Here is a 21,485-nt window from a genome sequence, read left to right on the forward strand (position 1 = left end):
GCGATTCGGTATGACGGCGCTGCTTAGCGCACGGCTTCAAGCACGGTCTGGTCTTCATCCATTTGATCAAGGCGGGTGAGTAGTTTGCGGGTGATAGCTTCCAACTGTTCTTTCTCAGTACCGCTAAGGGAGGACCACAGCTCATGCAGGCAGTTATGCTGCGGCGGCAGAACCTGGCGCAGGAATTCGTGACCTTTATCGGTCAGTTGCAGATGCAGACAGCGACGGTCGTTGTCGCTTTCGCGGCGTTCAATCCAGCCACGTTTTTCCAGTTCATCGGCGATGCGGGTCGCGTTGGTACGTGATGAACCCAGCGCGCAGCTCAGCTCTGACGGCTGAATGCTATGGTTTTCCTGGGACTCAAGTGTGATTAACGCCATAAATAACGTCTCGTTAATCCCTTGAGCTTTCAGCATCTTATTGCGATTTTCCAGCAGCTTACCCTGCATGTGCATGCACAGACGGGTCAGCAGAATCTCCTGATAAGGGAAATCCTGATGGCGCTTGGCGCGAAATTTTAGCATTTGTTCAATGGGCGTAAACGAACTATCCATTTTGGCATAACCTCATTAGTTGCGGCCGATATAGTAACGATGGTGACAAATAAAGTAAATGTATTATTTAAACGTTTTTTATCCGTCTGGCTTATATCACCATCATGATTTTCCAGGCTAATCCGTAACCCAGAGCGCTGAGCAGCGTAGGAACAATGATGCTGCGGGTTTTGTAAAAGCTCATGCCAAGAATGGCAAAGCCGACAAGCGTTGGCAGCGCACGCTTGCTGTCATGCATGATTTCCGGCGCGCTCGATACCACCAGCAGCGCGCAAATAGAGGCGATGCCGATGCTATCCAGCAGCACGCCTGTCGCGCCGCGTTTTGCCGGACGAGTGGCGTTCGCCCGCAGGCGTAGCGGTAAATAGCGGAATAGATAGTTAGCTAAACCGACCAGCAGGCCGAGCAGCAGCACTTGCGTACTCATTTATGCCTCCTCCTGATAGAACGCTTGCACCAGGGCTGCCAGGCAACCACAGACAATGCCAGCTAAAATGGCCGCCGGGATCGACACAAGCGTAATGCCCAGCAGCGCGCCGGCCAGGGCCGCAGTTACCGTCCAGGATTGTTTGTGCTGGAACGAGGCAAGCAGGAAGCTTAAGAACAGCGCGGGCAGCATAAAGCTCAGCGCGGCCTCCACCGCCGGGAAGCCGTCGAGGAAGCCATTGCCGGACCAGGAACCCAGAGCCGTGCCAAGCACCCAGGAGAACCAGGAGCTGAACGCGATGCCGATCATCCAGTTTTCGCTCCAGCGTCGATTATCCCTGACGAGCTTCGCGGTGGCGGCAGCGAACACTTCGTCCGTCAGGCCAAAAGCCCAGACGGCGGTTTTAGGTTTACTGAGCCTTTGTGTAATGCGGCTACGCAGGGAAGGGCCATAGAGCACGTGACGTATATCCATCGCCATGACGGTGAGCGCTGCAACCCAAAGGGAGCTGCCCGCCGCAAGTAATGCGGTTATCACGAACTGGCTGGCGCCAGCGTAAATAATGCAGGAGAAAAACAGGCTTTCGAGCGGGGTGAATCCCAGTTTGGTGGCGTTGAGACCAAAGGCAAAAGCGACGGGAATATAACTTATGACGATAGGCAGGCTGTCTTTCAGCCCTTCAACCCAGGTCGCCTCAATTTGATGATTTTCGGTTGAAATTGTTGCGGGACTTTCCATATTAATTGTTTATAAATAACCAGCGTTAATGTCACTCGAATTAATAATCAGGGACAACCTTAACAGACTGTCCCGGGCCTTAACACCCCTCAAACGCCCACAAAGGATGTAAAGGGTTATTGGCAGTCCACCTGGCGGTGATAGCCTCGCCACCACACTACCAGATTTAGTAGGGCGACGATGGCACCTGCGATGCATACCCCGTTCCATCCGGCATGCTGGTAGGCGCTTGCAGAAATCAACGACCCGGCGGCCCCGCCAATAAAATAGCTGGTCATGTAGCCGGCGGTCAGGCGGTTGCGCGCTTCCGGCATCATGCGATAAATCACCGTCTGGTTGGTGATATGCACACCCTGAACCGTCAGATCCAGGATCAGAATCCCGATAATCAGCGCGATAACCGAAAACTGCCCAAGCGCCGTGGCAATCCAGGACAGCAGAAGCAGCCCCAGACCAATTGTTGTGGTGAGATGCGCTTTGCCCTTATCCGCAAAGCCGCCCGCAGGACGCGCGCCTAACGCGCCCGCCGCACCGGCCAGCCCGAACAGGCCGATAACCCCTTCAGAGAAGTTAAACGGCGGCGAGGCCAGTAAAAACGCCATCGACGTCCACAGAATGCTGAAGTTCGCGAACGTCAGGCAGCCCAGCAGAGCGCGGGTGCGCAGCAGGCTGTTTTTGATAAACAGGCTAAAGACGGAGCCGAGAAGCTGCGGATAGTTAAGATGATTGTCCTGTTTCACCGTCGGCAGGCCGCGCCATAGCGCCACCGCCATCAGAACCATCAGCACGCTTGCGACCCAGTAAACGGTGCGCCAGCCGCCAAGGCCTGCCAGCAAACCAGCAACGGTACGCGCCAGCAGAATGCCCAGCAGCAGACCGCTCATAATAGTGCCGACAACTTTTCCGCGCTTTTCCGGCTCGGCAAGATGCGCGGCCAGCGGCACCAGAATCTGCGCAACCACGGAGAATAAACCGGTTAGCGCGGTGCCGAGGATCATCATCCACAAAGACTGGCTGGCGGCGGTAATGAGCATGCCGCCTGCGGCCAGCAGCGTCATAAAAACGATAAGCCCGCGGCGTTCAAACATATCGCCCAGCGGCACCAACAGCAGTAACCCCGCGGCATAGCCGAGCTGTGCGGCGGTAACGATAAAGCCGGCCTGATTAATGGAAAGGGAAAAAGCGTTCGCGATGGTATCGAGCAGGGGCTGTGCGTAGTAGTTGCTGGCAACAGCCAGCCCGGTCGCAACAGACATCAGGACAATTAGCGCAGGACTCAGTCCATGTGCGGAATTTTTCATTCTTATTTTCTGCTTGTGAGGATTGAGCGGGAATAATAACGAAAATTAATGGATGCAGAAGTCAGATTGTGCGGTAAGGGGAAGGGGACAATGGTGGATGGCGCTTCGCTTACCCGCCCTACAATCTGTAGGGCGAATAAGCAAGGCGCCACCCGCCGGGGCGTTACTTAGCCGTTAATGCTTCGTTCACCCAGCCGTCGAACTGCGCCTGGTGAGCTTTGATCCAGCCATCAACGTGACCCTGGATATCGGCTTCGGATGCGTGACCGTTATGCATCATTGCGTTTTCGGCGTTGATATCCGCCAGCGGCAGCTTCATCAGGCTAAACAGTTTCGCCGCCTGCGGGTTTTTCTCGGCCCAGGCTTTGTTTGCCACGATGTGCATGGTGTTCACCGGGAAACCGTAGTTAGCGCCGTTTGGCAGTTTAGTGTCGATGTCTTTCTGCTCACCCGGCATGGATGAGAACGGCACCTGCAGCCATACCACGTCTTTGCCCGGCACCATCACATCGCTCACCCAGTACGGTGTCCAGGTGTAGTACAGAATTGGCTTGCCTTCTTTATGGCGGGTGATGGTATCGGCGATCATCGCGGAGTAGTTACCCTGGTTATGCACCACGGTGTTGCTCAGACCATAAGCGTCAATCTGGTGGTTGATAACCGCTTCGCAACCCCAGCCAGGAGTACAGCCGGTCATGTCCGCTTTACCGTCGCCGTTGGTGTCAAACAGTTTGGCGATTTTCGGATCTTTTAGCTGCTCTATATTGGTGATTTTGTACTGCTCGGCCGTTTTTTTGTCGATAAGGTAGCCCTGAGCTGCGCCCTGAACATAAGTTCCTTCACGGTAGAACTTCTTGTCGCCGCCTGCTGCGGTATACATATCGTCATGCAGCGGCTTCCAGTTGGTGGCCACGAAGGTGATGTCGCCTGCGGCCATGGAGGTATAGGCGACGTTGTAATCAACTTCGCTTGGTTTGGCGACCGTATAGCCCAGTTTTTCAAGGCCGCGGCTGACTAATAACGTCTGAAATGTCTCTTCTGAGATAGTGCTTTGCGCTGGCTGAACGGTAATGCCTTTACCCGGCAGGTCGGCTGCGAAGGCGCTGGTGGTAACGAGTGTGGCAAGGGCCGTGGCTAAAATAGCTGTGTGTCGCATCGTTATTCCTTTTTTGTCGTAGGGCGGGTAAGCGTAGTGCCACCCGCCGGAGAGTATTGAGAGGGTGAATGGCGCTAGCGCTTTTCCACCTTAATGAAGGGACGGGTCAGCAGACCCAACGGGCCGGTGGAGTACCAGCGACGGTTGCCACGGCTGCGTGAATCGCGACCAATGGACTGTGTCAGGCGGTCGAGAATAATGGCGAGGATTACAATCCCCACGCCGCCGACGGTGGCAAGGCCCATGTCAAGACGGCCAATGCCGCGCAGTACCATCTGGCCAAGCCCACCGACGGCAATCATTGATGCGATTACTACCATGGAGAGGGCAAGCATCAGCGTCTGGTTTACACCTGCCATAATGGTTGGCATGGCCAGCGGTAACTGTACTTTAAACAACATCTGGCGCGGGCTTGCGCCGAATGAACGGGCGGCCTCGACCAAATCTTCCGGCACCTGTTTAATGCCGAGGATGGTCAGACGCACAATAGGCGGCAGGGCGAAGATAATCGTCACCACGACGCCCGGCACGTTGCCGATCCCAAACAGCATCACAATCGGCACCAGATAAACGAACGCCGGCGTGGTTTGCATCGCATCCAGCAGCGGACGAATGAATTTCGCGGCACGTTCGCTTCGTGCAAGCCATATTCCGAGCGGTAGTCCGATGACCATACAGAACAGCAGCGCCGTCAGTACCAGAGCCAGCGTAACCATCGCCTGAGACCAGGCGCCGATTGCGCCAATGGCCACCAGGGAAACCAGCGTCGCGATACCCATGCCGAGGCTCGACATCTGCCAGGCAATCAACGCAAACACGATGATGGCAACCGGCGCGGGCATCCCCAGCAATAGCTGCTGGAAGCCGCTCAGAATGTAATCCACCGGCACGCGAATGCCCTGGAACACCGGGCGGAAGTGGGTGACGACCCAGTCAATGCCGTGCGTTACCCAACTGTCGAGTGGGATCAGCGTTTTATGGAACGGATCGAGAATATTAAAATGTTCAGGCTGCGGCGCAGGGGCTGAAGTAAGCCAGTCGGCGCCGCTGCCCGCGTCGGGCGTAGTGGCGGCCTGGCTGCCCCATGCATCTGCACTGGATGCGGCCTGATTTGTGGTCGTATCGGCAGCCACGCTACCGGTATCCCATGGATTTGATGAATCACTCATTGGTTGCCCCCTCACGGTCTAATGCCTGCAGCAACACCCCTTTTGAGATGATGCCCACGTACTGATTTTCTTCACCCACTACCGGCACCGCGCACGGCGCCTGTCCTACAGGGGTGAGCAAGTCGCTCAGTGACGTGTCGGCGGAAACCGCCGCCGGAGACTCCAGAAACGCGCTGTCTAAACCAAGCCCCGCCGCCATTGCGGTTTTCAGTGAATCGGTGGAAACGATGCCGAGGAATTTCTGTCCGCGCTCAATGACATAGCCATATTCGCGGTCATCATCCTGCAGCAGCTTCAGCGCGACGCGCGGACCAAAACCGGTAGTTTTGCGCAGCAGGCCTGCCGGGCTACGACGGGCAATATCTTTTGCGCTGAACACCTGGCTGATATCCACGCCGCGGAAGAAAGTACGCACATAGTCATTCGCCGGATTGTTAAGGATTTCATCCGGCGTACCGACCTGCACCACTTCGCCGCCCTGCATAATGGCAATTCGGTCGCCAATACGCATCGCTTCGTCAAGGTCGTGAGAAATAAACACAATGGTGCGCTGGTGTTTTGCCTGCAATTTAACTAATTCGTCCTGCATTTCAGTACGAATTAATGGATCGAGGGCGGAGAAGGCTTCATCCATCAATAATATATCTGGATTAATGGCCAGCGCGCGGGCTAAGCCAACACGCTGGCGCATACCGCCGGAAAGCTCGTCAGGATAAGCGTGGGCATAAGTATCAAGCCCCACCTGACGCAGTGCATCAAGCGCTTTTTCATGGCGCTCAGCCACCGGCATGCCTGCTAATTCCATACCAAACGCCGTGTTATCTAACACGTTCATATGAGGCATCAAAGCAAAGGACTGGAAGACCATGGAGATCTTATTTTTGCGCACCTCACGGAGTTCGACGTCTGATATTTTGGCGATGTCTACGCCGTCAATCAGAACTTGTCCGCGGGTTGGTTCAATCAGGCGATTGAGAAGGCGAACCATGGTGGATTTACCGGAACCGGATAACCCCATGATGACGAATATCTCGCCTTCTTCAATGGCCAGACTGGCGTCTTTCACGCCAAGCGACAGCCCTGTTTTTTCTAATATTTCAGCTTTTGATAAACCTTTTTCTATATATTTGAATGCGCGTTGTGGATGCTCACCAAATACTTTATATAAGTTCTTTACTTCTAATTTAATTGCCATGCAATAAAGTTAATCCCATATTTAATTTATATATACACAATTCCTGATGGAAATATTCACCTGGATATACCCTAACATACTCAGAATCTGAGACAACCCTCAATTTCCCGCATGACAAATATCCGCATTGCGAATGCGGATGAAATTCCCCGTGGTACCGGGGGCTGCGAGCAAATTCGATGAAAGCCATATTTTTTGTCAATAGATGATAATTCTGCCCGAATAGTGTGATATCCAGGCAGAATTAATATTTATATATTACGGTGACGCGGAATGAATAAATCGGCAGGCGAACGGGTGCCTTGCGGCACCTTTTCTGAGTTGAATTTAACGATTAGAAATCCCAGTCTTCGTCCTGGGTTTCGACCGCTTTACCCATCACGTACGATGAGCCGGAGCCTGAGAAAAAGTCATGGTTTTCATCGGCGTTTGGCGAAAGCGCGGCCAGAATAGCCGGGTTCACTTCTGCCATTTCCGGCGGGAAAAGCGCGTTGTAGCCGAGGTTCATCAGCGCCTTGTTGGCGTTGTAGGACAGGAACGCTTTCACCTCATCTACCCAGCCCACGCCGCCGTACAGCGCTTCGCTATAGGCAACCTCGTTATCGTAGAGATCCATCAGCAAATCCAGAGCGAAGTTTTGCAGTTCGTTCAGGCGTTGCGCGCTCTGTTGCGCCAGCGCTTTCTGATATTTATAGCCGATATAATAACCATGAACCGCTTCGTCACGAATAATCAGCCGAATCAGATCGGCGGTATTGGTTAATTTGCCGCGGCTTGACCAGTACATCGGCAAATAAAAGCCTGAATAAAAGAGGAAAGATTCCAGAAATACGCTGGCGATCTTTTTCTTTAGCGGGTCGTCCGCATGGTAATGGGCGAGAATTATTTGCGCCTTACGCTGCAACGGCTCGTTTTCTTCACTCCAGGCATAGGCCGCGTCCACGTCTTTAGTCTGGCACAGCGTCGAGAAAATCGAGCTGTAAGAGCGGGCATGTACCGCTTCCATAAAGCTAATATTGGAAAGCACGGCTTCTTCGTGCGGCGTAACGGCATCCGCCATCAGCACCGGCGCGCCAACGTTATTCTGAATGGTATCCAGCAGCGTCAGCCCGGTGAACACGCGGATGGTAAGCTGCTGTTCGTCGCGCTCCAGCGACTGCCAGGCCGGGATATCGTTAGACAGCGGCACCTTTTCCGGCAGCCAGAAATTGCTGGTTAGTCGGTTCCAGACTTCGAGGTCTTTTTCATCCTCGATTTTGTTCCAGTTGATGGCGCTGATGCGGGTTAACTGTGTCATGTTCTCTCCTTATAAAGCGCAGGACACGCAGCCCTGCACCTCCGTTCCTTCCAGCGCCATCTGTCGCAGGCGAATGTAGTAAAGGGTTTTGATGCCTTTTTTCCAGGCATAAATCTGCGCTTTGTTGATGTCGCGAGTGGTGGCCGTATCGCGGAAGAACAGCGTCAGCGATAGCCCCTGATCCACGTGGCGCGTGGCTTCGGCGTAGGTGTCGATAATTTTTTCCGGGCCGATATCGTAGGCATCCTGGTAAAACTCCAGGTTGTCGTTAGTCATAAAAGGCGCCGGGTAGTAAACGCGGCCGGTTTTGCCTTCTTTGCGGATCTCAATGCGCGAGACGATTGGATGAATGCTTGACGTCGCGTGGTTGATATATGAAATCGATCCGGTCGGCGGAATCGCCTGCAGATTCTGGTTATACAAGCCGTATTCCATCACGTCGTCACGCAACTGCCGCCACTGTTCCCGAGTCGGAATAGCGATTCCCGCTTTAGCAAACAGCTCGCGTACTTTCGTCGTTTTGGGATACCAGATTTCCTGCAGATACTGACTGAAGTATTCGCCGCTGGCGTAGCGTGAGCGTTCAAAGCCTGCGAAACGCTGTTTGCGCTCCCGGGCCAGCAAATTCGAAGCGCGCACCGCATGCCAGGTAATGGTGTAGAAATAGATATTGGTGAAATCCAGCCCTTCCGGCGAGCCGTAGGCAATTCCCTCGCGCGCCAGATAACCGTGCAGGTTCATCTGCCCCAGGCCAATGGCATGAGAGGCGGCATTCCCCGCTTCAATGGACGGCACCGAGCGGATATGGCTCATGTCGGAAACCGCCGTCAGCCCGCGAATGGCTGTTTCGACGGTGCGGCCAAAATCAGGTGAATCCATAGTGTGGGCGATGTTCAGCGAGCCAAGATTACAGGAGATATCTTTGCCGACCTGCGAATAATCGAGGTTCTCGTCATAGGTCGATGCGCTGTTAACCTGCAAAATTTCCGAACACAGGTTGCTCATATTAATGCGCCCGGCAATGGGGTTGGCGCGGTTTACCGTATCTTCAAACATGATGTACGGATAGCCGGATTCAAACTGGATCTCAGCCAGGCGCTGGAAGAAATCACGGGCGTTAATAAACGTTTTACGAATGCGCTCGTCCGCCACCATCTCTTCGTAAAGTTCGCTGACGGCGATGTCGCCGAACGGTTTGCCGTAAATGCGTTCCACATCGTAAGGAGAGAAAAGCGCCATCGGCTGATTATCTTTTGCCAACTGGAAGGTGATATCCGGGATAACGACGCCGAGCGAAAGCGTTTTGATGCGGATCTTCTCGTCGGCGTTTTCACGCTTGGTGTCAAGGAAGCGGAAAATATCCGGATGATGGGCGTGGAGATAAACCGCGCCGGCGCCCTGACGCGCGCCAAGCTGGTTGGCGTAGGAAAACGCATCTTCCAGCATTTTCATCACGGGAATGACGCCGGATGACTGGTTTTCGATGCGCTTAATCGGCGCGCCCGCTTCGCGCAGGTTCGAGAGCAGGAAAGCCACGCCGCCGCCGCGTTTGGAAAGCTGCAGCGCAGAGTTAACCGCACGCCCAATCGATTCCATGTTGTCTTCAATGCGTAACAGGAAGCAGGAAACAAGTTCGCCGCGCTGCTGTTTTCCGCAGTTCAGGAAGGTTGGCGTGGCGGGCTGGAAACGGCCGAAGAGCATCTCTTCCATCAGACGATACGCCAGCTTTTCGTCGCCCTGCGCAAGCGTCAGCGCCACCATAGTCACGCGGTCTTCAAAATGTTCGAGGTACTCTTTGCCGTCGTAAGATTTCAGCGTGTAGCTGGTGTAGAACTTCCATGCGCCGAGGAACGTTTTGAAGCGAAAGCCGCTGTTATGCGCCTTCTCAAATAAAGCAACGACGAATCCGCGATCGTAACGCGTGAGCACGCGTTCATCGTAATAACCTTCCGCCACAAGCCAGTTCAGACGCGCATGCTGGCTGGCAAACTGCCGCGTGCGGGGGAGCACATGCTGCTCGTGAAATTTTTCCACCGCCAGTTTGTCTTTTTCAAACTGGATGCGGCCTTCGGAATCATAGAGATTCAGCATGGCGTTGAGCGCGTGATAGTCCGCGCCGTCTGTCGCCGTTACGCGGATTGTTTCTGTCGTTGCCAAAATTCGCTTACTCCCTTACGTACGTTTTCAATGTCCTGGTCAGTACCTAATAGCTCAAAACGATAGAGGTACGGCACCTGGCATTTTTGGGCTATGACATCGCCGGCCCGGCAAAACCCTTCTCCGAAATTGCGATTGCCGCTGGCAATCACACCGCGAAGCAGTGACCGGTTGACGGGGTTGTTTAAAAATCGAATCACCTGGGCGGGCACGGCGCCGGCAATGCCGCCGCCGCCGTAGCTCGGTACGATCAAAATATAGGGTTCCGTCACTTCCAGCCGCTGTTTAACTTCCAGCGGAATGCGCAGGGCGGGCAACCCAAGGCGTTCAACAAAACGCAGGGTATTTTCCGACGAGCTTGAGAAGTAGACGAGATGACTCATGCGCTGGCTCGGGCGCGCAGTCGGTTAATCATGTCTGGGCGAAAGCCGCTCCAGCTTTCCTGTTCTGTCACCACAACCGGTAGCTGGCGATACCCCTGCGCACGTAAATCGTCCGCGGCTTCGGGATTTAAATCGAGATTGATCAGGTCGAAAGAAAACCCACGGCTTTCGATAGCGCGCTTAGTGGCGTGGCACTGAACACAGTCGTTACGAGTGTATATGGTAATGCGCATGATTCTTATTCTCTCTGTGGTTGAGAATATGAATACTAGATGTGGGCGGGAAAATTATCAACCATACAAGATATAGTATTTTTAGATAAGTAATGTCTGAACGAGCAGCGTGGCGGGTGACGCTGGATTTTTTTTCGTGAGCGCTCTGGTTGCCCGTGCCCGTACGTCAGGTCTTGCCGTTCAGGCTTTAAGCGACTGGCGAATGGCCTCAAAAGGCGAGGGGGAATTCTGATGAGTTTTACTAATGTGGCCTCGCAGCATGCGGCGCAGCGCTTTGCAAAGCGGTTTCGACAGGCCATAACGTAAAAACCCCGGCAGCGGAACTGTCGGGGCGAACGCGTATTTAGTATCAAACATCACTGTCTTTTTGTTGCGTACAGCCGGTCTTAGCGGCGTGAAACCAAAAGCGCGCCGAGGAAGATCCCGACGGCAGCGCTAATTCCAACGCTATGCCATGGTTTGTCGCGAACGTAAGTATCCGCACAGCTTATTGCGTTACAGGCAGCTTGTTTCACACGGCCACGACCCTGAATGCGGGCACGGGTCTCTTTCAGGAGGGATTCAGCCTTTTTACGCGCCGCTTCGCCTTCCTCTTTAACATCGCTACCGAAAGACTTCAGAACCTCTTCCAGCGTGTCCGCCAGTTGGTTCACGTCGTGGTTAATATCGTCAACGCTTTCATCAACTTCGTTTCGATTTGGTCGGTTAAACATGTGTTTCTCCCTATTTGCGATGTAACTTCCAGTGTAGACCATAATTTTTAGTAATGAGGCAGGTCACGGTCTTTCACCGTCTTTATGGACTAATCTGAAAGCCCTGCTAATGCTGGTTATTGTATGGTTGCGAAGCTAAAAAGATGACGAGGAAAAATTATGTATTTAAGACCTGACGAGGTGGCCCGCGTACTTGAAAAAGCCGGTTTTACCATGGATGAAGTGACCCCTAAAGCCTATGGCTACCGCCGTGGTGAAAACTACGTTTATGTTAATCGCGAAGCGCGTATGGGGCGTACGGCGTTGGTTATTCATCCAACGCTTAAAGAACGGAGTCAGTCACTGGCCGAGCCCGCGTCGGATGTTAAAACCTGCGATCACTATCAGCAGTTTCCGCTTTATCTGGCCGGGGAAACGCACCAGCATTACGGCATTCCGCACGGTTTTAGCTCACGCATTGCGCTGGAGCGCTATTTGTCCGGGTTATTTGGCGAGCGTTAATCTTCAGGACTGGCGTTGCGCCAGTCACACTTCTTAAACTCCAACTTTCGCGCTCCGGTAGCCGCTAAGACGAAACAGACGGCGGCAGTAATCCAGAAAATAGCCGTAAGCCGCACCCATCATCATCGAAATAACAATATTAGAACTCACGGCTGCGATAATTTGATTCCAGTCGGCCCCGACCGTCAGCAAAATTGCCACATAGACCGGCGACTGAAAGGTGACATAAGCCAGCACGTCCGCCAGATTTTTTGTCCAGCTTGCACGGCCGTAACGTTTTGCGAAGCGCATAAAGGCATCCCGGTACATGCCGTACGGCCAGGCGATGAGGATATTTACCGGAATAGCGACGAGGCGCGATGAAAGCGACTGGTCAAAGCTCATGCCGGAGAGGAAGATCTCAATCATCATGTTGACTACCGAGCAATAAACCACCATCGCAAAAGTATCCGCTGCGGCGTGGCGCAGGCGCGACTCAGGAGAAAACATTATTCTGGCTCCGGAATGTAACCAGTCATAAACACCATTTCTTGACGTTTATGCCAGTTATAAAGGTTGGGTTATTTATTGCATATAGATTATCCATCTGTATGATTTTGGACAATTAGCGAAAAATTTTTATTTCTTGCCGATTCGTCAATAAAATCCGCTAAAAGAGCCTTATCCACGCGCCTTTCCTGATTTTGTCGTCTGGTTGTATTTTTTACATTTAAAATCATGTTGTTAAGTGCTAATGATTTTTTATGCTGTCCAGCGCCAGAAAGATCGCTATATAATGGTTTATATAGCGATTCATTATGTGAGGGCGAGCTGATGGAAAACCATTTCGGTAAGGGGTTGATGGCGGGACTTAAAGCTCGCGAAGCCGACAGTGTCAGCAAAGTGGCGCGGTTCTGCTCCGACTATAAACGGGGTTTTGTGCTGGGGTTCACCTATCGTCTTTCTGAACAAACCGGCGATCGCCAGCGCGCCGCCTGGGAGGCTGGCGTTCTGACGCGCCGTTACTCTCTTGATAAAGAGTCCGTGGCAGATTTTTTTAAAGAAGCTCACGCCGATGTGGCCGTGAAATGTTTTTTGGCAGGTTATGAAAAAGGCTATTGATTGCTGAGCCTTATTACCGCCATGCCCGGTTGTTGAGAACTGGCGATGACAAGGAAAGGGCATATTTTATTTGTTTCAGGCGGGCAGCATTGCCCGCCCGCAGGCTAATCAGCAAACGCCAAAATCACCGTCTTCTTTATACAGCGTCACCTCAGACGCTTTCAGCGTGACCGTTTCACCGCTGAGAATGTTGGATGGCGCGCAAATCACTTCATCTCCTTGCACATCAAGCACCTCCATCTTTGGTCCGCCTTTTTTAGGTTGAACCAGATCGCCCGCTTTAAACATATATAGCCTCTCAAAAGTAAGGTATTAAACTGCCAGTTGATGCTTATAAACATAGATCAGAGCGACCGGACGATAAAGAATACTCGCATAACGTTTCGCGCATTATTGAGATAGGGTAGGGGAAAGGAGGCGCCATGTTTAATGCCAGTGAACTACAGCAGCTTTATTCCACCACCAGCGAGAAAACGCTCGTCAGGTGGGAAGCCCATCCCGGGCGTGGGGAAGTTATGCAACAAGCGTTTTATGACCCGCGCAAACTTGCTATTACCAGCGGCATCAAACCCGCGCTAACCGCATCGTTACATAAATTATTGTGTGAGATTAATGAGCAGGCCGCAGGCGATCCGCTGGCGGATGCGATGCCTTTATCAGGATTACATTTTACCTTTTTCGCAATCACGATGCCGATTTACCAGTGTGCGGACATTGCTGATATCGATCCTGATCTGGCGAATATCTTCGCCAAAAATGCAAAAAATCATTTGGTAAGTATCAACAACCTGCGGCTTGTGGCGCTACCGAATCAGCTTTTGGTTGCCGGTACGCCAGACGCGAAAAGCCACACCGCAAAAGAATCGTTTGCCCGGCAACTGCTTGCTTCCCCCTGGCGCAATAAACTGCGCGAACGACATGGTGATATTCCCTTGCCGCCGCCGTTCTGGCACAGCACGATTTTGCGTTATCAGGCAGAATTTCTGCCTGCCCGGTTCAGGGAGTATTTCCTTGCGCATCAGGCGGATGACTACGGATCTGTATCCGCGCCGGTAAAATTAGCCTTTACCAACTATAACTGGACGGAGGTTTACGCCTGCTAGCGGCGGTTCCACGGCATGAAGGCCAAAAGGCGAGCCATGCCGCAAAAGCCGCTGATACCAGCAAACAGCAGGCCCGCGCCGACAAAACCGGAAAGCAAAAAGAACCCCGGATTAACGGCATACCCCAGCACGACGCCGGCCAGCGCCAGCGTGCCCGCCGCTATTTGCACCTGGCGCATCAGCGGCAGAGGGTGAGATTTATCGGCAAGGATTTCCTGCCCCTCTTTCTTCCACGCATTCAGCCCGCCTTCCAGCAGCAAAACCTTTGCCGGAGCGACAGCCTCTGCCAGTTTTTGCGCATTTTGCGACGAGCGCATGCCCGACTGGCAGTAAAAAATTACCGTGTCGTAAGGCTCGAACGGACCAAGCCGATCGCCGTTTTCAATGGCGGAAAGCGACAGGAGATGCGCCTCGGCGATATTTTCGCGTGCATATTCATCCCGCTCACGGATATCGATCAACGCCGCGCCTTTTTCTAGCAGCACTTTGGCCTCGGCAGGGGAAATACTTTGCATATTCATCGGGTTCCTCAGAAGCGTTAAGTTAAATTCGAGCGCGCTGGCATCGCAAAAATGCGCTCAGGTTAATCTCTCAACGTAATTGCGGCTCTGCTCTATCATCTTCATTCCTTCGCTTTCGTTAAGCTGAAGCAGACCCATAAACAGCAAATCGGTTATGCACAGTTGCGCCGTACGCGATGAAATAGAGGAGCTTCGCCAGCGTTGCTCATCCGAAACGGTATCGAGCGTGAAATCGGCCAGTTTTCTCAGGGCGCTGTTCTGCAAAGAAGTTATGGCAATCACCGTCGCGCCTTTGGATTTTGCTATCTCTGCCGCCAGGAGCACTTCTTTACGCTGACCGGAAAAGGAGATTGCCAGCATCACGTCCTGGCTGGTTAGCGTTTGTGCGAGGGTTAATTGCACATGGGTGTCGTAATCCGTAAGGATATGAAAACCTATTTTCATCAGCTTCCAGGCGAGATCCTTCCCCACCAGAGAAGAGCCGCCAATGGCGGAAATCTGGATGCGCCTCGCCGCCTGAAGCAGCCCAATTATCTTTTCAACCTCGGGAATATCGAGGTTGTCGGTCGTCTTTCTTATGGCGCTAAGCTTTTCATTCAGAAGCTTATTTGCAACATCAAGAAGGGGATCCTGGCTGCTGATATCGTTATGCAGATGAGGCGATTGCTGCTTGCGTTCGGTAACCTGTTTTCCCCACTCTTCAACCAGCGCCACTTTTAATTTTGTGAAGCCCTGTAGCCCGAGTTTCTGGGCAAATTTCACGATGGCCGACTGGCTGACGCCAAGCGTTTGCGCCATCTGTTGTGAGGAGAGTTCTTTCAACGCATCGGGGCTGTCAATAATGAAGCTCGCAATCTTGCGCTCGCCTGGGGTGAAACGCCCCATATTTTCAATCAATTTTTGACGGTACAGCACGGCGTTTCTCCACAAAAAAATCCAATTCGATCATCACCTTCTCGTCGCTGAAAGGCAACATTCATCACCCTGAATTGACGAAATTTCTGATTGTTGTTCGTCATACAAAATGTATGAATGCCGTCACATTTATTCATAAAAGAATAAAATATTCCTTTAAATTATCATTTGGATCATTAATTATTCCGGTCGGCGCCAGACCAACTTATAATTTATTCGCTAATGGAATGATGATAATGAAAACAAAGGCTTATACCGTTTCTCTCCTTGCCTTGCTGGCGAGTTTCACTACACAAGCTGCTGAAATTTATAAAGCTAAAGATGGATCGACCGTAGATTTGTATGGCCGTTTAGGGTTCAACATCTCTGATAAAAAGTCCGGGGATACGCAGGGCGATTTCGATGGCCGTTTAGGGGTAAGCGGTCGTCAGGTTGTTAATGACACCGTGTCGGTCATCGGTCTTGCGCAATATCAGGTTAACTCCGCGGAATACGCCAACAACGTTGAAGGCGAAAATGACAGCCTGACCGCGCGTTATGTCTGGGCGGGCCTGGATATGTCCCAGTACGGGAAAATTACCGGCGGACGCGTTTCTTCCGGGCTGATTATGTTTACCGATATCGGCGATGTGTTCGCCAGTTCAGATGTTTCTACGGGACGCCAGGCTCGACACATCGACCCGACGGCCGTTCAGGTATTCCGTCAGGATGGCACCGTTCAGTATCAGAATACTTTTGGCAATTTTGATTTCTCCACCGCTTATATCATCGGGAACAACACCTCAGATCTGGATTACGGCTATAACGCCGCGCTGCGCTACACGCTGGATATGGGCGATGCCGGCAAGCTGGCCCCGGTTATCGCTTTCCAGAAAACCCGTGCAAAGCAAAGCGATAACAGCCGTACTAACGGCGCAGATACCTTCACCTATGGCGGCGTAGGTACGCGTTATTACCTCGGTTCATTGATGCTTGGCCTGCTCTACTCGCAGGACACGGTGACTTACACCAACGGCTATGCGGACAGCAAAGATAAAAACTGGGAGTTCACCGCCGTTTACGACATTAACAGCGACTGGACGGTTCGAACCGGCTACCGTTATCTCAATAACGAAGGCGGCGATGAGCTGGTGCTGCGTGATACCACCTTCGAGGCGCAATATAAGCTGACCCCACGTAGCTCAATCTACACGGCATATATTCTGCGGAACGGGCAGGATGGCAAAAACGTCATGACCGGCCGAAGCGTTTCGTTTGGCGGAAGCTCCGCATCAGAAAGCTTCTACCACGCCGGGCTTCGTTACGAATTCTAATTATGCTGTGACCGGAGCGGGATAACTGTTCCGGTCATAAAAGGAGAACCCGATGTTCAGAACTATGCTAACCCTGTTGCTGCTTACGCTGTCCGGCTTCAGCGTGGCCTCCACGCTGAAAATGGGTGAAAATGTAAATGTTCTGGCGGCACGCGATGCGCAGATCAATCCTCTTGCGAAATCGATAACGCTTGGGGCTGGCGAGCAGGCGATGATTGTACGCTTTGATGCGCCGACCAATCCCGGTTCCGCAAACGAAAGCCAGGGCCGTATCACTTCTGATGCCTTGCTGCTGACGTTTGATGCGCCGCTTACCGGAGAAGTTACGCTGCGCACAGCGACGCCGCGTACGGAAAACGCAACGCGTAAAACCGCTAAGAATCCACAATTTACGCTCAGCAACGCTGACGGCGCGGAAATCGTATTAAATAGCCAACCTGTAAACCTGCCGCAAAGCACTTTAATGACGGATTACAGCCAGTATTTACCTGCGAAGGCTGCCGGTACGGCGCAGCACGAACCGCGGATCGAATCTAAAGCGCCGGCAGGGCATAACGCGTCCTTAAGCCAGGTGCAAAGTGAGTTTTTGAAATTAGATGCGGCTCAACGCAAAGCTTTTTTGCGCTGGGCGCTGGAACTTTAACGCTGCCAACCGGCATGAACGAATAGCGAGACAATGATGAAGATCGATTTATCTGCCCTGACCACCGAAGGCCGTAATACTCAAAGCGAAAATATCGACATGCTCTCTACGGAAGAGATGCTGAGAGTCATTAATAAAGAAGACCAGAAGGTGGCGCTGGCAGTTGAAAAGGTGATCCCGGCTATCACTCAGGCTGTCGATGCCATCGTTGCTGCCTTCCAGAAGGGCGGACGCTTAATTTACTGCGGCGCGGGCACCTCCGGGCGTCTTGGTATTCTTGACGCCAGCGAGTGCCCACCAACCTACGGCACGCCGCGCGAGCAGGTCGTTGCGCTGATTGCGGGAGGCCATCAGGCTATTCTTCAGGCGGTCGAAAACGCAGAAGACAGCCTGACGATGGGCGTTGAGGATCTGAAAAATCTTCAGTTCAGCGACAAAGACGTGCTGGTAGGTATTGCCGCCAGCGGCCGCACGCCTTACGTCGTGGCTGCGCTCAACTATGCCAATAGCCTCGGCGCAACCACCGTAGCGCTGACCTGTAACGCGGGCAGTGAAATCACCCAAATTGCCAAAATCGCCATCATGCCGGTCGTTGGGGCGGAAGTAGTAACCGGCTCGTCACGTATGAAAGCAGGTACGGCGCAAAAGCTGGTGCTCAACATGCTGACCACCGGGGCGATGATCCGCAGCGGAAAAGTTTACGGCAACCTGATGGTGGATGTAGAAGCGACCAACCAGAAACTCGTTCAGCGCCAGATCAACATTGTTATGCAGGCCACGGATTGCGACCAGCAGACGGCATCTGAGGCGCTCGCCGCCTGCGATGGCCACTGCAAAACCGCCATCGTCATGGTGCTGGGCAAGCTGACCGCAGCGCAGGCAAAACAGCTTTTAAATGATAACAACGGCTTTATTCGCCAGGCTTTAGCCAATACGGAGATCTAGCAATGGCTAAGATTACGGAACAATTAATTGCCACGATCCTGCAACTGGTCGGCAATAAAAATAATATCCAGAACTGCGGGCACTGTATGACCCGCCTGCGTCTTACGCTTAATAACGACCAGTTAATCGAGCACGACAAACTCAAGGCGCTTGCCGGCGTTCTGGGCGTTATTAACAGCGACGATCAGTTGCAAATTATCCTCGGGCCGGGCAAAGCCCAGACGGCCGCTGAAATGATGAACGTGATGCTGGCGAACGGTGCCGATTCCGCGACGGAACAACCCAGCGTAGGTTCAGTGGCAAGCGACACCAAACAGAAGATGAAGGCTAAGCAAAACAGCGTGGTGCATCAGTTCCTTGCCAAGTTTGCCACCATCTTTACGCCGCTGATCCCGGGCTTTATCGCCGCAGGCATGCTGTTGGGTTTTGCGACCTTAATTGAGCAAAGCCTGCTGGCTGACGCTGCCGAAAAGAATGCAACCATCGTGCATATCGTTGGCTACATGAAGATTTTCGGCAAAGGTCTTTTCACCTTCCTGCCTATTCTGATTGGTTATAACGCGCAGAAAGCCTTCGGTGGTTCGGGCGTAAACGGGGCCATTATCGCCTCTTTGTTCCTGCTGGGTTACAACCCGGAAGCGACGGTGGGCTATTTCTCCGGTATCGATAACTTCTTCGGCATGGGCATCGACCCGCGCGGCAACATTATTGGCGTGCTGATCGCGTCGATTCTGGGCGCGTGGATTGAGCGCCAGATTCGTAAAGTCATTCCGGATAATCTGGACATGATCCTCACCTCGCTGCTGACGCTGCTGATTACCGGCGCGCTGACATTTACGCTGATCATGCCATTTGGCGGCGAGCTGTTTAAAGGCATGTCCTGGCTGTTCCTGCACCTGAACGGCAACCCGTTTGGCTGCGCCATTCTTGCGGGCCTGTTCCTGATTGCGGTGGTCTTCGGCGTTCACCAGGGTTTTATCCCGGTCTATTTCGCTCTGATGGATGTGCAGGGTTTCAACTCGCTGTTCCCGATTCTGGCCATGGCCGGCGGCGGGCAGGTGGGGGCTGCGCTTGCGCTTTACTTCCGTTCGGCTAAACACTCGGTTACCCGCAATCAGGTTAAAGGCGCGATCATCCCGGGCCTGCTGGGCGTTGGCGAACCGCTGATCTACGCCGTAACGCTGCCGCGCGTGAAGCCTTTTGTAACCGCCTGTCTTGGCGGCGCCTGCGGTGGCTTCTTTATTGGCCTGGTCGCCTGGTTCGGTCTGCCGATTGGTCTGAATACCGTGTTCGGCCCATCAGGGCTGGTATCACTGCCGCTGATGACGTCCGCTCAGGGCATTTATGCCGGGATGGGGATTTACGCCGCAGGCGTGCTGATTTCCTATATTTGTGGCTTTATCATTACCTGGTTCTTTGGTCACAAGGATGTTGATCTGACTTAAGATCAAGGGCAGGCGGCTTCCCCCTCACTCATTTGCCGTCTGCTCTTTTTCCGTTTTGTAATCAAAAAAGATCGCCGCCTGTTAATTATTTATCACTCCTTCTGCACCCTTCTGAATATCTTCCTGACCGGGTATTAGCCCGCCATTTTTACAACGAACTAGCCGTTTTATTTTTATATATGTGGAAATGAATATTTACCCATTACTGCTACACTTTTTTTAAAAATAATGGCTAACAACCTTTCCCCTTCATAAGCGGTGGCAAATGAAAAACATTACCTTAGTGTGCTCAGGATTACTGTTTACATCGTTTTCTCACGCCAGTGCCCTTTATTTTTATGAAATTGGAACAGAAGATACGGCGCTTGCCGGGGCCGGGCAGGCTGCACGAGCACAGGACGCATCAACCATTTTCACCAACCCGGCCGGGATGACCCGGCTGCCGGATCGCATGTTTACCGGCGGCGCTCAGGTAATGGGCGGAAATATCGATTACCAGTTGGATGGCTCAAACCGGCAAAGCCCCGGCAACGTAATGAACCTTTTTCCTAACGCCAGCGGATTCTATAGCCAAAAAGTAAACGATAATCTTTATGCCGGGCTCGGCCTGTATGGCAACTATGGGCTGGGAATTGATTTTGGCAACTGGGCGGGCGACAGGTTAATTAAAAAAAGCACTATGGTGGCAATGACCCTCAGCCCATCGCTGGCATGGAGACTCAGCGATCGCGTTTCCGTCGGGGCATCGGTCAATGCCAACTATGGCTTCCTGTCGCTGACGCGTAATGTTGGCGGTGAGGATCAAAAGGAGCACGATCATGACTGGGCGATGAGCTACCGTCTCGGTTTGCTGATGGAGCTTACCGACCAGACGCGGGCGGGCATCACCTGGAACAGTAAAACCGATTACGACTTTAATATTGACGGCAAAGCGCGTTTCCCGAATCAGCCTGATGTGGAATATTCCCTGCCTGTTTCTGCCCAGGTGCGCGCGCCCCAGCAAATCATGCTGAGCCTCGTGCATGATATCGATAAGCAGTGGTCAGTCATGGGCGATCTTGGCTGGCAGGACTGGAGTCAGTTTGGCGCGCCGCAGATAACCGTTAATGGTCAACAGCTCGCTAAAAATAACCGGCTGAAAGATACCTGGCATACCGCAGTGGGGGTGCAATACCGCCCAACGGATCTATGGCGTCTGAACGCCGGGGTGGCATTTGACAGCACGCCTTATAAAGACCAGAGCGACGTGGCTTTAACCATGCCGACCGGAGATGAATGGCGTTTCGCCACCGGCGCTCAGTATCAGCTTAGTCCGGCGAGTAATATTGGGTTTGCGGTGGAATATCTGCATATGCAATCTTCAAAAGTGCAGTCTCCGGCCATTCTGGCAGGCAACTACGATAATCCCTGGCTGTGGTTTGCCAGCGTAAATTACAGCTATCAGTTCTGAATCTTTTAACGATAAAGCTGGCAGGATTCATAATCGTTTTTAACGATTTTCCGGTTTGCCAGCTTGCCTTTAGTTTTTCAAATGTATCTCCTTCAGTAACTTTTGTCCGATCTTTATCGTTAATAATTAGCACCTTAAAACCCACCCCTAATTATAATTCATTAGTTTTTCCTTCTGAATATTTCACTTTAAGAAATTTATACTACTTTTACAAAGTGTAAAGAT

The 21,485-nt window shown here is 52.5% G+C and carries 25 protein-coding genes; 8 read left to right on the forward strand and 17 right to left on the reverse strand.

The genetic code is table 11. The features are described from left to right. Positions 1 to 23 precede the first annotated feature (23 nt). The 13 genes from mprA to MUA00_RS13890 all read right to left on the reverse strand — a co-directional run bounded on the left by mprA (position 24) and on the right by MUA00_RS13890 (position 11,323). Positions 24 to 554 (reverse strand): transcriptional repressor MprA, encoded by a 531-nt coding sequence (gene mprA / locus MUA00_RS13830; RefSeq protein WP_271123605.1) that lies wholly within the window; start codon positions 552 to 554, stop codon positions 24 to 26. Between the two features lie 91 nt (positions 555 to 645). Next, a complete protein-coding gene (gene ygaH, locus MUA00_RS13835) occupies positions 646 to 981 on the reverse strand; it encodes an L-valine transporter subunit YgaH (protein ID WP_271123606.1) in 336 nt (111 codons plus the stop codon). Then, complete coding sequence (locus MUA00_RS13840) at positions 982 to 1,719, reverse strand: AzlC family ABC transporter permease (protein WP_271123607.1); 738 nt, start codon at positions 1,717 to 1,719, stop codon at positions 982 to 984. It lies immediately after the preceding gene. 116 nt (positions 1,720 to 1,835) lie between these two features. After that, positions 1,836 to 3,020 carry an MFS transporter gene (locus tag MUA00_RS13845; RefSeq protein WP_271123608.1) on the reverse strand — a complete coding sequence of 395 codons (1,185 nt, stop codon included), beginning with the start codon at positions 3,018 to 3,020 and terminating at the stop codon, positions 1,836 to 1,838. Between the two features lie 163 nt (positions 3,021 to 3,183). After that, positions 3,184 to 4,176 (reverse strand): glycine betaine/L-proline ABC transporter substrate-binding protein ProX, encoded by a 993-nt coding sequence (gene proX, locus MUA00_RS13850; RefSeq protein ID WP_271123609.1) that lies wholly within the window; start codon positions 4,174 to 4,176, stop codon positions 3,184 to 3,186. Positions 4,177 to 4,250: 74 nt separating this feature from the next. After that, complete coding sequence (proW, locus tag MUA00_RS13855) at positions 4,251 to 5,345, reverse strand: glycine betaine/L-proline ABC transporter permease ProW (protein WP_271123610.1); 1,095 nt, start codon at positions 5,343 to 5,345, stop codon at positions 4,251 to 4,253. Then, positions 5,338 to 6,540: a glycine betaine/L-proline ABC transporter ATP-binding protein ProV gene (gene proV, locus MUA00_RS13860; protein WP_271123611.1), complete on the reverse strand. Its 1,203-nt coding sequence runs from the start codon at positions 6,538 to 6,540 to the stop codon at positions 5,338 to 5,340. The genes proW and proV overlap by 8 nt, the downstream gene beginning before the upstream one ends. 334 nt (positions 6,541 to 6,874) lie before the next feature. Beyond that, positions 6,875 to 7,837 carry a class 1b ribonucleoside-diphosphate reductase subunit beta gene (nrdF, locus tag MUA00_RS13865; RefSeq protein WP_271123612.1) on the reverse strand — a complete coding sequence of 321 codons (963 nt, stop codon included), beginning with the start codon at positions 7,835 to 7,837 and terminating at the stop codon, positions 6,875 to 6,877. A gap of 9 nt (positions 7,838 to 7,846) precedes the next feature. Next, positions 7,847 to 9,976, reverse strand: coding sequence for a class 1b ribonucleoside-diphosphate reductase subunit alpha (gene nrdE, locus MUA00_RS13870; protein WP_271123650.1), 2,130 nt, complete (start codon positions 9,974 to 9,976; stop codon positions 7,847 to 7,849). Beyond that, positions 9,967 to 10,377 (reverse strand): class Ib ribonucleoside-diphosphate reductase assembly flavoprotein NrdI, encoded by a 411-nt coding sequence (gene nrdI / locus MUA00_RS13875; protein WP_271123613.1) that lies wholly within the window; start codon positions 10,375 to 10,377, stop codon positions 9,967 to 9,969. Before nrdI ends, nrdE begins: the two co-directional genes overlap by 10 nt. Beyond that, positions 10,374 to 10,610, reverse strand: a complete 237-nt coding sequence (nrdH, locus tag MUA00_RS13880) for a glutaredoxin-like protein NrdH (protein ID WP_271123614.1) — start codon at positions 10,608 to 10,610, stop codon at positions 10,374 to 10,376. The genes nrdI and nrdH overlap by 4 nt, the downstream gene beginning before the upstream one ends. 180 nt (positions 10,611 to 10,790) lie before the next feature. Continuing rightward, positions 10,791 to 10,967 (reverse strand): hypothetical protein, encoded by a 177-nt coding sequence (locus MUA00_RS21335; RefSeq protein ID WP_408639710.1) that lies wholly within the window; start codon positions 10,965 to 10,967, stop codon positions 10,791 to 10,793. Between the two features lie 29 nt (positions 10,968 to 10,996). Further along, a complete protein-coding gene (locus MUA00_RS13890) occupies positions 10,997 to 11,323 on the reverse strand; it encodes a DUF883 family protein (protein WP_271123615.1) in 327 nt (108 codons plus the stop codon). Positions 11,324 to 11,482: 159 nt separating this feature from the next. Between MUA00_RS13890 and MUA00_RS13895 the strand changes: the two genes are divergently transcribed. Beyond that, positions 11,483 to 11,824, forward strand: coding sequence for a DUF2002 family protein (locus tag MUA00_RS13895; protein ID WP_271123616.1), 342 nt, complete (start codon positions 11,483 to 11,485; stop codon positions 11,822 to 11,824). Positions 11,825 to 11,857: 33 nt separating this feature from the next. On the opposite strand, the gene alaE is transcribed toward MUA00_RS13895, so the two are convergent. Further along, the gene (alaE, locus tag MUA00_RS13900) at positions 11,858 to 12,313 is read right to left on the reverse strand and encodes an L-alanine exporter AlaE (protein WP_271123617.1); all 456 of its coding nucleotides are present in this window, start codon (positions 12,311 to 12,313) and stop codon (positions 11,858 to 11,860) included. A gap of 324 nt (positions 12,314 to 12,637) precedes the next feature. Between alaE and MUA00_RS13905 the strand changes: the two genes are divergently transcribed. Further along, positions 12,638 to 12,925 carry a DUF2623 family protein gene (locus MUA00_RS13905; protein ID WP_271123618.1) on the forward strand — a complete coding sequence of 96 codons (288 nt, stop codon included), beginning with the start codon at positions 12,638 to 12,640 and terminating at the stop codon, positions 12,923 to 12,925. A 108-nt stretch (positions 12,926 to 13,033) separates the two neighbouring features. Here MUA00_RS13905 and MUA00_RS13910 read toward each other — a convergent pair whose 3' ends face one another. Continuing rightward, positions 13,034 to 13,213, reverse strand: coding sequence for a hypothetical protein (locus MUA00_RS13910; RefSeq protein WP_271123619.1), 180 nt, complete (start codon positions 13,211 to 13,213; stop codon positions 13,034 to 13,036). A 134-nt stretch (positions 13,214 to 13,347) separates the two neighbouring features. Between MUA00_RS13910 and MUA00_RS13915 the strand changes: the two genes are divergently transcribed. Continuing rightward, positions 13,348 to 14,028, forward strand: coding sequence for a hypothetical protein (locus MUA00_RS13915; protein ID WP_271123620.1), 681 nt, complete (start codon positions 13,348 to 13,350; stop codon positions 14,026 to 14,028). Here the strand turns inward: MUA00_RS13915 and MUA00_RS13920 are convergent. Further along, positions 14,025 to 14,549, reverse strand: a complete 525-nt coding sequence (locus MUA00_RS13920) for a rhodanese family protein (RefSeq protein WP_271123621.1) — start codon at positions 14,547 to 14,549, stop codon at positions 14,025 to 14,027. The two genes, MUA00_RS13915 and MUA00_RS13920, sit on opposite strands and share 4 nt — an antisense overlap. Before the next feature lie 57 nt (positions 14,550 to 14,606). After that, positions 14,607 to 15,464 carry an SIS domain-containing protein gene (locus MUA00_RS13925; protein ID WP_408639711.1) on the reverse strand — a complete coding sequence of 286 codons (858 nt, stop codon included), beginning with the start codon at positions 15,462 to 15,464 and terminating at the stop codon, positions 14,607 to 14,609. A gap of 236 nt (positions 15,465 to 15,700) precedes the next feature. Between MUA00_RS13925 and MUA00_RS13930 the strand changes: the two genes are divergently transcribed. The 5 genes from MUA00_RS13930 to MUA00_RS13950 all read left to right on the forward strand — a co-directional run bounded on the left by MUA00_RS13930 (position 15,701) and on the right by MUA00_RS13950 (position 21,260). Next, a complete protein-coding gene (locus tag MUA00_RS13930; protein WP_271123622.1) occupies positions 15,701 to 16,777 on the forward strand; it encodes a porin in 1,077 nt (358 codons plus the stop codon). Between the two features lie 52 nt (positions 16,778 to 16,829). After that, complete coding sequence (locus MUA00_RS13935; protein ID WP_271123623.1) at positions 16,830 to 17,420, forward strand: DUF2057 family protein; 591 nt, start codon at positions 16,830 to 16,832, stop codon at positions 17,418 to 17,420. 36 nt (positions 17,421 to 17,456) lie between these two features. Beyond that, complete coding sequence (murQ, locus tag MUA00_RS13940; RefSeq protein ID WP_271123652.1) at positions 17,457 to 18,365, forward strand: N-acetylmuramic acid 6-phosphate etherase; 909 nt, start codon at positions 17,457 to 17,459, stop codon at positions 18,363 to 18,365. A gap of 2 nt (positions 18,366 to 18,367) precedes the next feature. After that, positions 18,368 to 19,810: a PTS N-acetylmuramic acid transporter subunit IIBC gene (gene murP, locus MUA00_RS13945; protein ID WP_271123624.1), complete on the forward strand. Its 1,443-nt coding sequence runs from the start codon at positions 18,368 to 18,370 to the stop codon at positions 19,808 to 19,810. Between the two features lie 265 nt (positions 19,811 to 20,075). Beyond that, a complete protein-coding gene (locus MUA00_RS13950; protein ID WP_271123625.1) occupies positions 20,076 to 21,260 on the forward strand; it encodes an OmpP1/FadL family transporter in 1,185 nt (394 codons plus the stop codon). Positions 21,261 to 21,485: the final 225 nt, after the last annotated feature.

The organism is Dryocola boscaweniae (assembly GCF_025215095.1).
In the GTDB taxonomy this organism is placed as follows: domain Bacteria; phylum Pseudomonadota; class Gammaproteobacteria; order Enterobacterales; family Enterobacteriaceae; genus Dryocola; species Dryocola boscaweniae.

What these genes read in the sequence shown, in the direction of transcription:
- mprA (WP_271123605.1), bottom strand. Translation starts at nt 554, where the DNA reads ATGGATAGTTCGTTTACGCCCATTGAACAAATGCTAAAATTTCGCGCC.
- ygaH (WP_271123606.1), bottom strand. Translation starts at nt 981, where the DNA reads ATGAGTACGCAAGTGCTGCTGCTCGGCCTGCTGGTCGGTTTAGCTAAC.
- MUA00_RS13840 (WP_271123607.1), bottom strand. Translation starts at nt 1,719, where the DNA reads ATGGAAAGTCCCGCAACAATTTCAACCGAAAATCATCAAATTGAGGCG.
- MUA00_RS13845 (WP_271123608.1), bottom strand. Translation starts at nt 3,020, where the DNA reads ATGAAAAATTCCGCACATGGACTGAGTCCTGCGCTAATTGTCCTGATG.
- proX (WP_271123609.1), bottom strand. Translation starts at nt 4,176, where the DNA reads ATGCGACACACAGCTATTTTAGCCACGGCCCTTGCCACACTCGTTACC.
- proW (WP_271123610.1), bottom strand. Translation starts at nt 5,345, where the DNA reads ATGAGTGATTCATCAAATCCATGGGATACCGGTAGCGTGGCTGCCGAT.
- proV (WP_271123611.1), bottom strand. Translation starts at nt 6,540, where the DNA reads ATGGCAATTAAATTAGAAGTAAAGAACTTATATAAAGTATTTGGTGAG.
- nrdF (WP_271123612.1), bottom strand. Translation starts at nt 7,837, where the DNA reads ATGACACAGTTAACCCGCATCAGCGCCATCAACTGGAACAAAATCGAG.
- nrdI (WP_271123613.1), bottom strand. Translation starts at nt 10,377, where the DNA reads ATGAGTCATCTCGTCTACTTCTCAAGCTCGTCGGAAAATACCCTGCGT.
- nrdH (WP_271123614.1), bottom strand. Translation starts at nt 10,610, where the DNA reads ATGCGCATTACCATATACACTCGTAACGACTGTGTTCAGTGCCACGCC.
- MUA00_RS21335 (WP_408639710.1), bottom strand. Translation starts at nt 10,967, where the DNA reads ATGTTTGATACTAAATACGCGTTCGCCCCGACAGTTCCGCTGCCGGGG.
- MUA00_RS13890 (WP_271123615.1), bottom strand. Translation starts at nt 11,323, where the DNA reads ATGTTTAACCGACCAAATCGAAACGAAGTTGATGAAAGCGTTGACGAT.
- MUA00_RS13895 (WP_271123616.1), top strand. Translation starts at nt 11,483, where the DNA reads ATGTATTTAAGACCTGACGAGGTGGCCCGCGTACTTGAAAAAGCCGGT.
- alaE (WP_271123617.1), bottom strand. Translation starts at nt 12,313, where the DNA reads ATGTTTTCTCCTGAGTCGCGCCTGCGCCACGCCGCAGCGGATACTTTT.
- MUA00_RS13905 (WP_271123618.1), top strand. Translation starts at nt 12,638, where the DNA reads ATGGAAAACCATTTCGGTAAGGGGTTGATGGCGGGACTTAAAGCTCGC.
- MUA00_RS13910 (WP_271123619.1), bottom strand. Translation starts at nt 13,213, where the DNA reads ATGTTTAAAGCGGGCGATCTGGTTCAACCTAAAAAAGGCGGACCAAAG.
- MUA00_RS13915 (WP_271123620.1), top strand. Translation starts at nt 13,348, where the DNA reads ATGTTTAATGCCAGTGAACTACAGCAGCTTTATTCCACCACCAGCGAG.
- MUA00_RS13920 (WP_271123621.1), bottom strand. Translation starts at nt 14,549, where the DNA reads ATGAATATGCAAAGTATTTCCCCTGCCGAGGCCAAAGTGCTGCTAGAA.
- MUA00_RS13930 (WP_271123622.1), top strand. Translation starts at nt 15,701, where the DNA reads ATGAAAACAAAGGCTTATACCGTTTCTCTCCTTGCCTTGCTGGCGAGT.
- MUA00_RS13935 (WP_271123623.1), top strand. Translation starts at nt 16,830, where the DNA reads ATGTTCAGAACTATGCTAACCCTGTTGCTGCTTACGCTGTCCGGCTTC.
- murQ (WP_271123652.1), top strand. Translation starts at nt 17,457, where the DNA reads ATGAAGATCGATTTATCTGCCCTGACCACCGAAGGCCGTAATACTCAA.
- murP (WP_271123624.1), top strand. Translation starts at nt 18,368, where the DNA reads ATGGCTAAGATTACGGAACAATTAATTGCCACGATCCTGCAACTGGTC.
- MUA00_RS13950 (WP_271123625.1), top strand. Translation starts at nt 20,076, where the DNA reads ATGAAAAACATTACCTTAGTGTGCTCAGGATTACTGTTTACATCGTTT.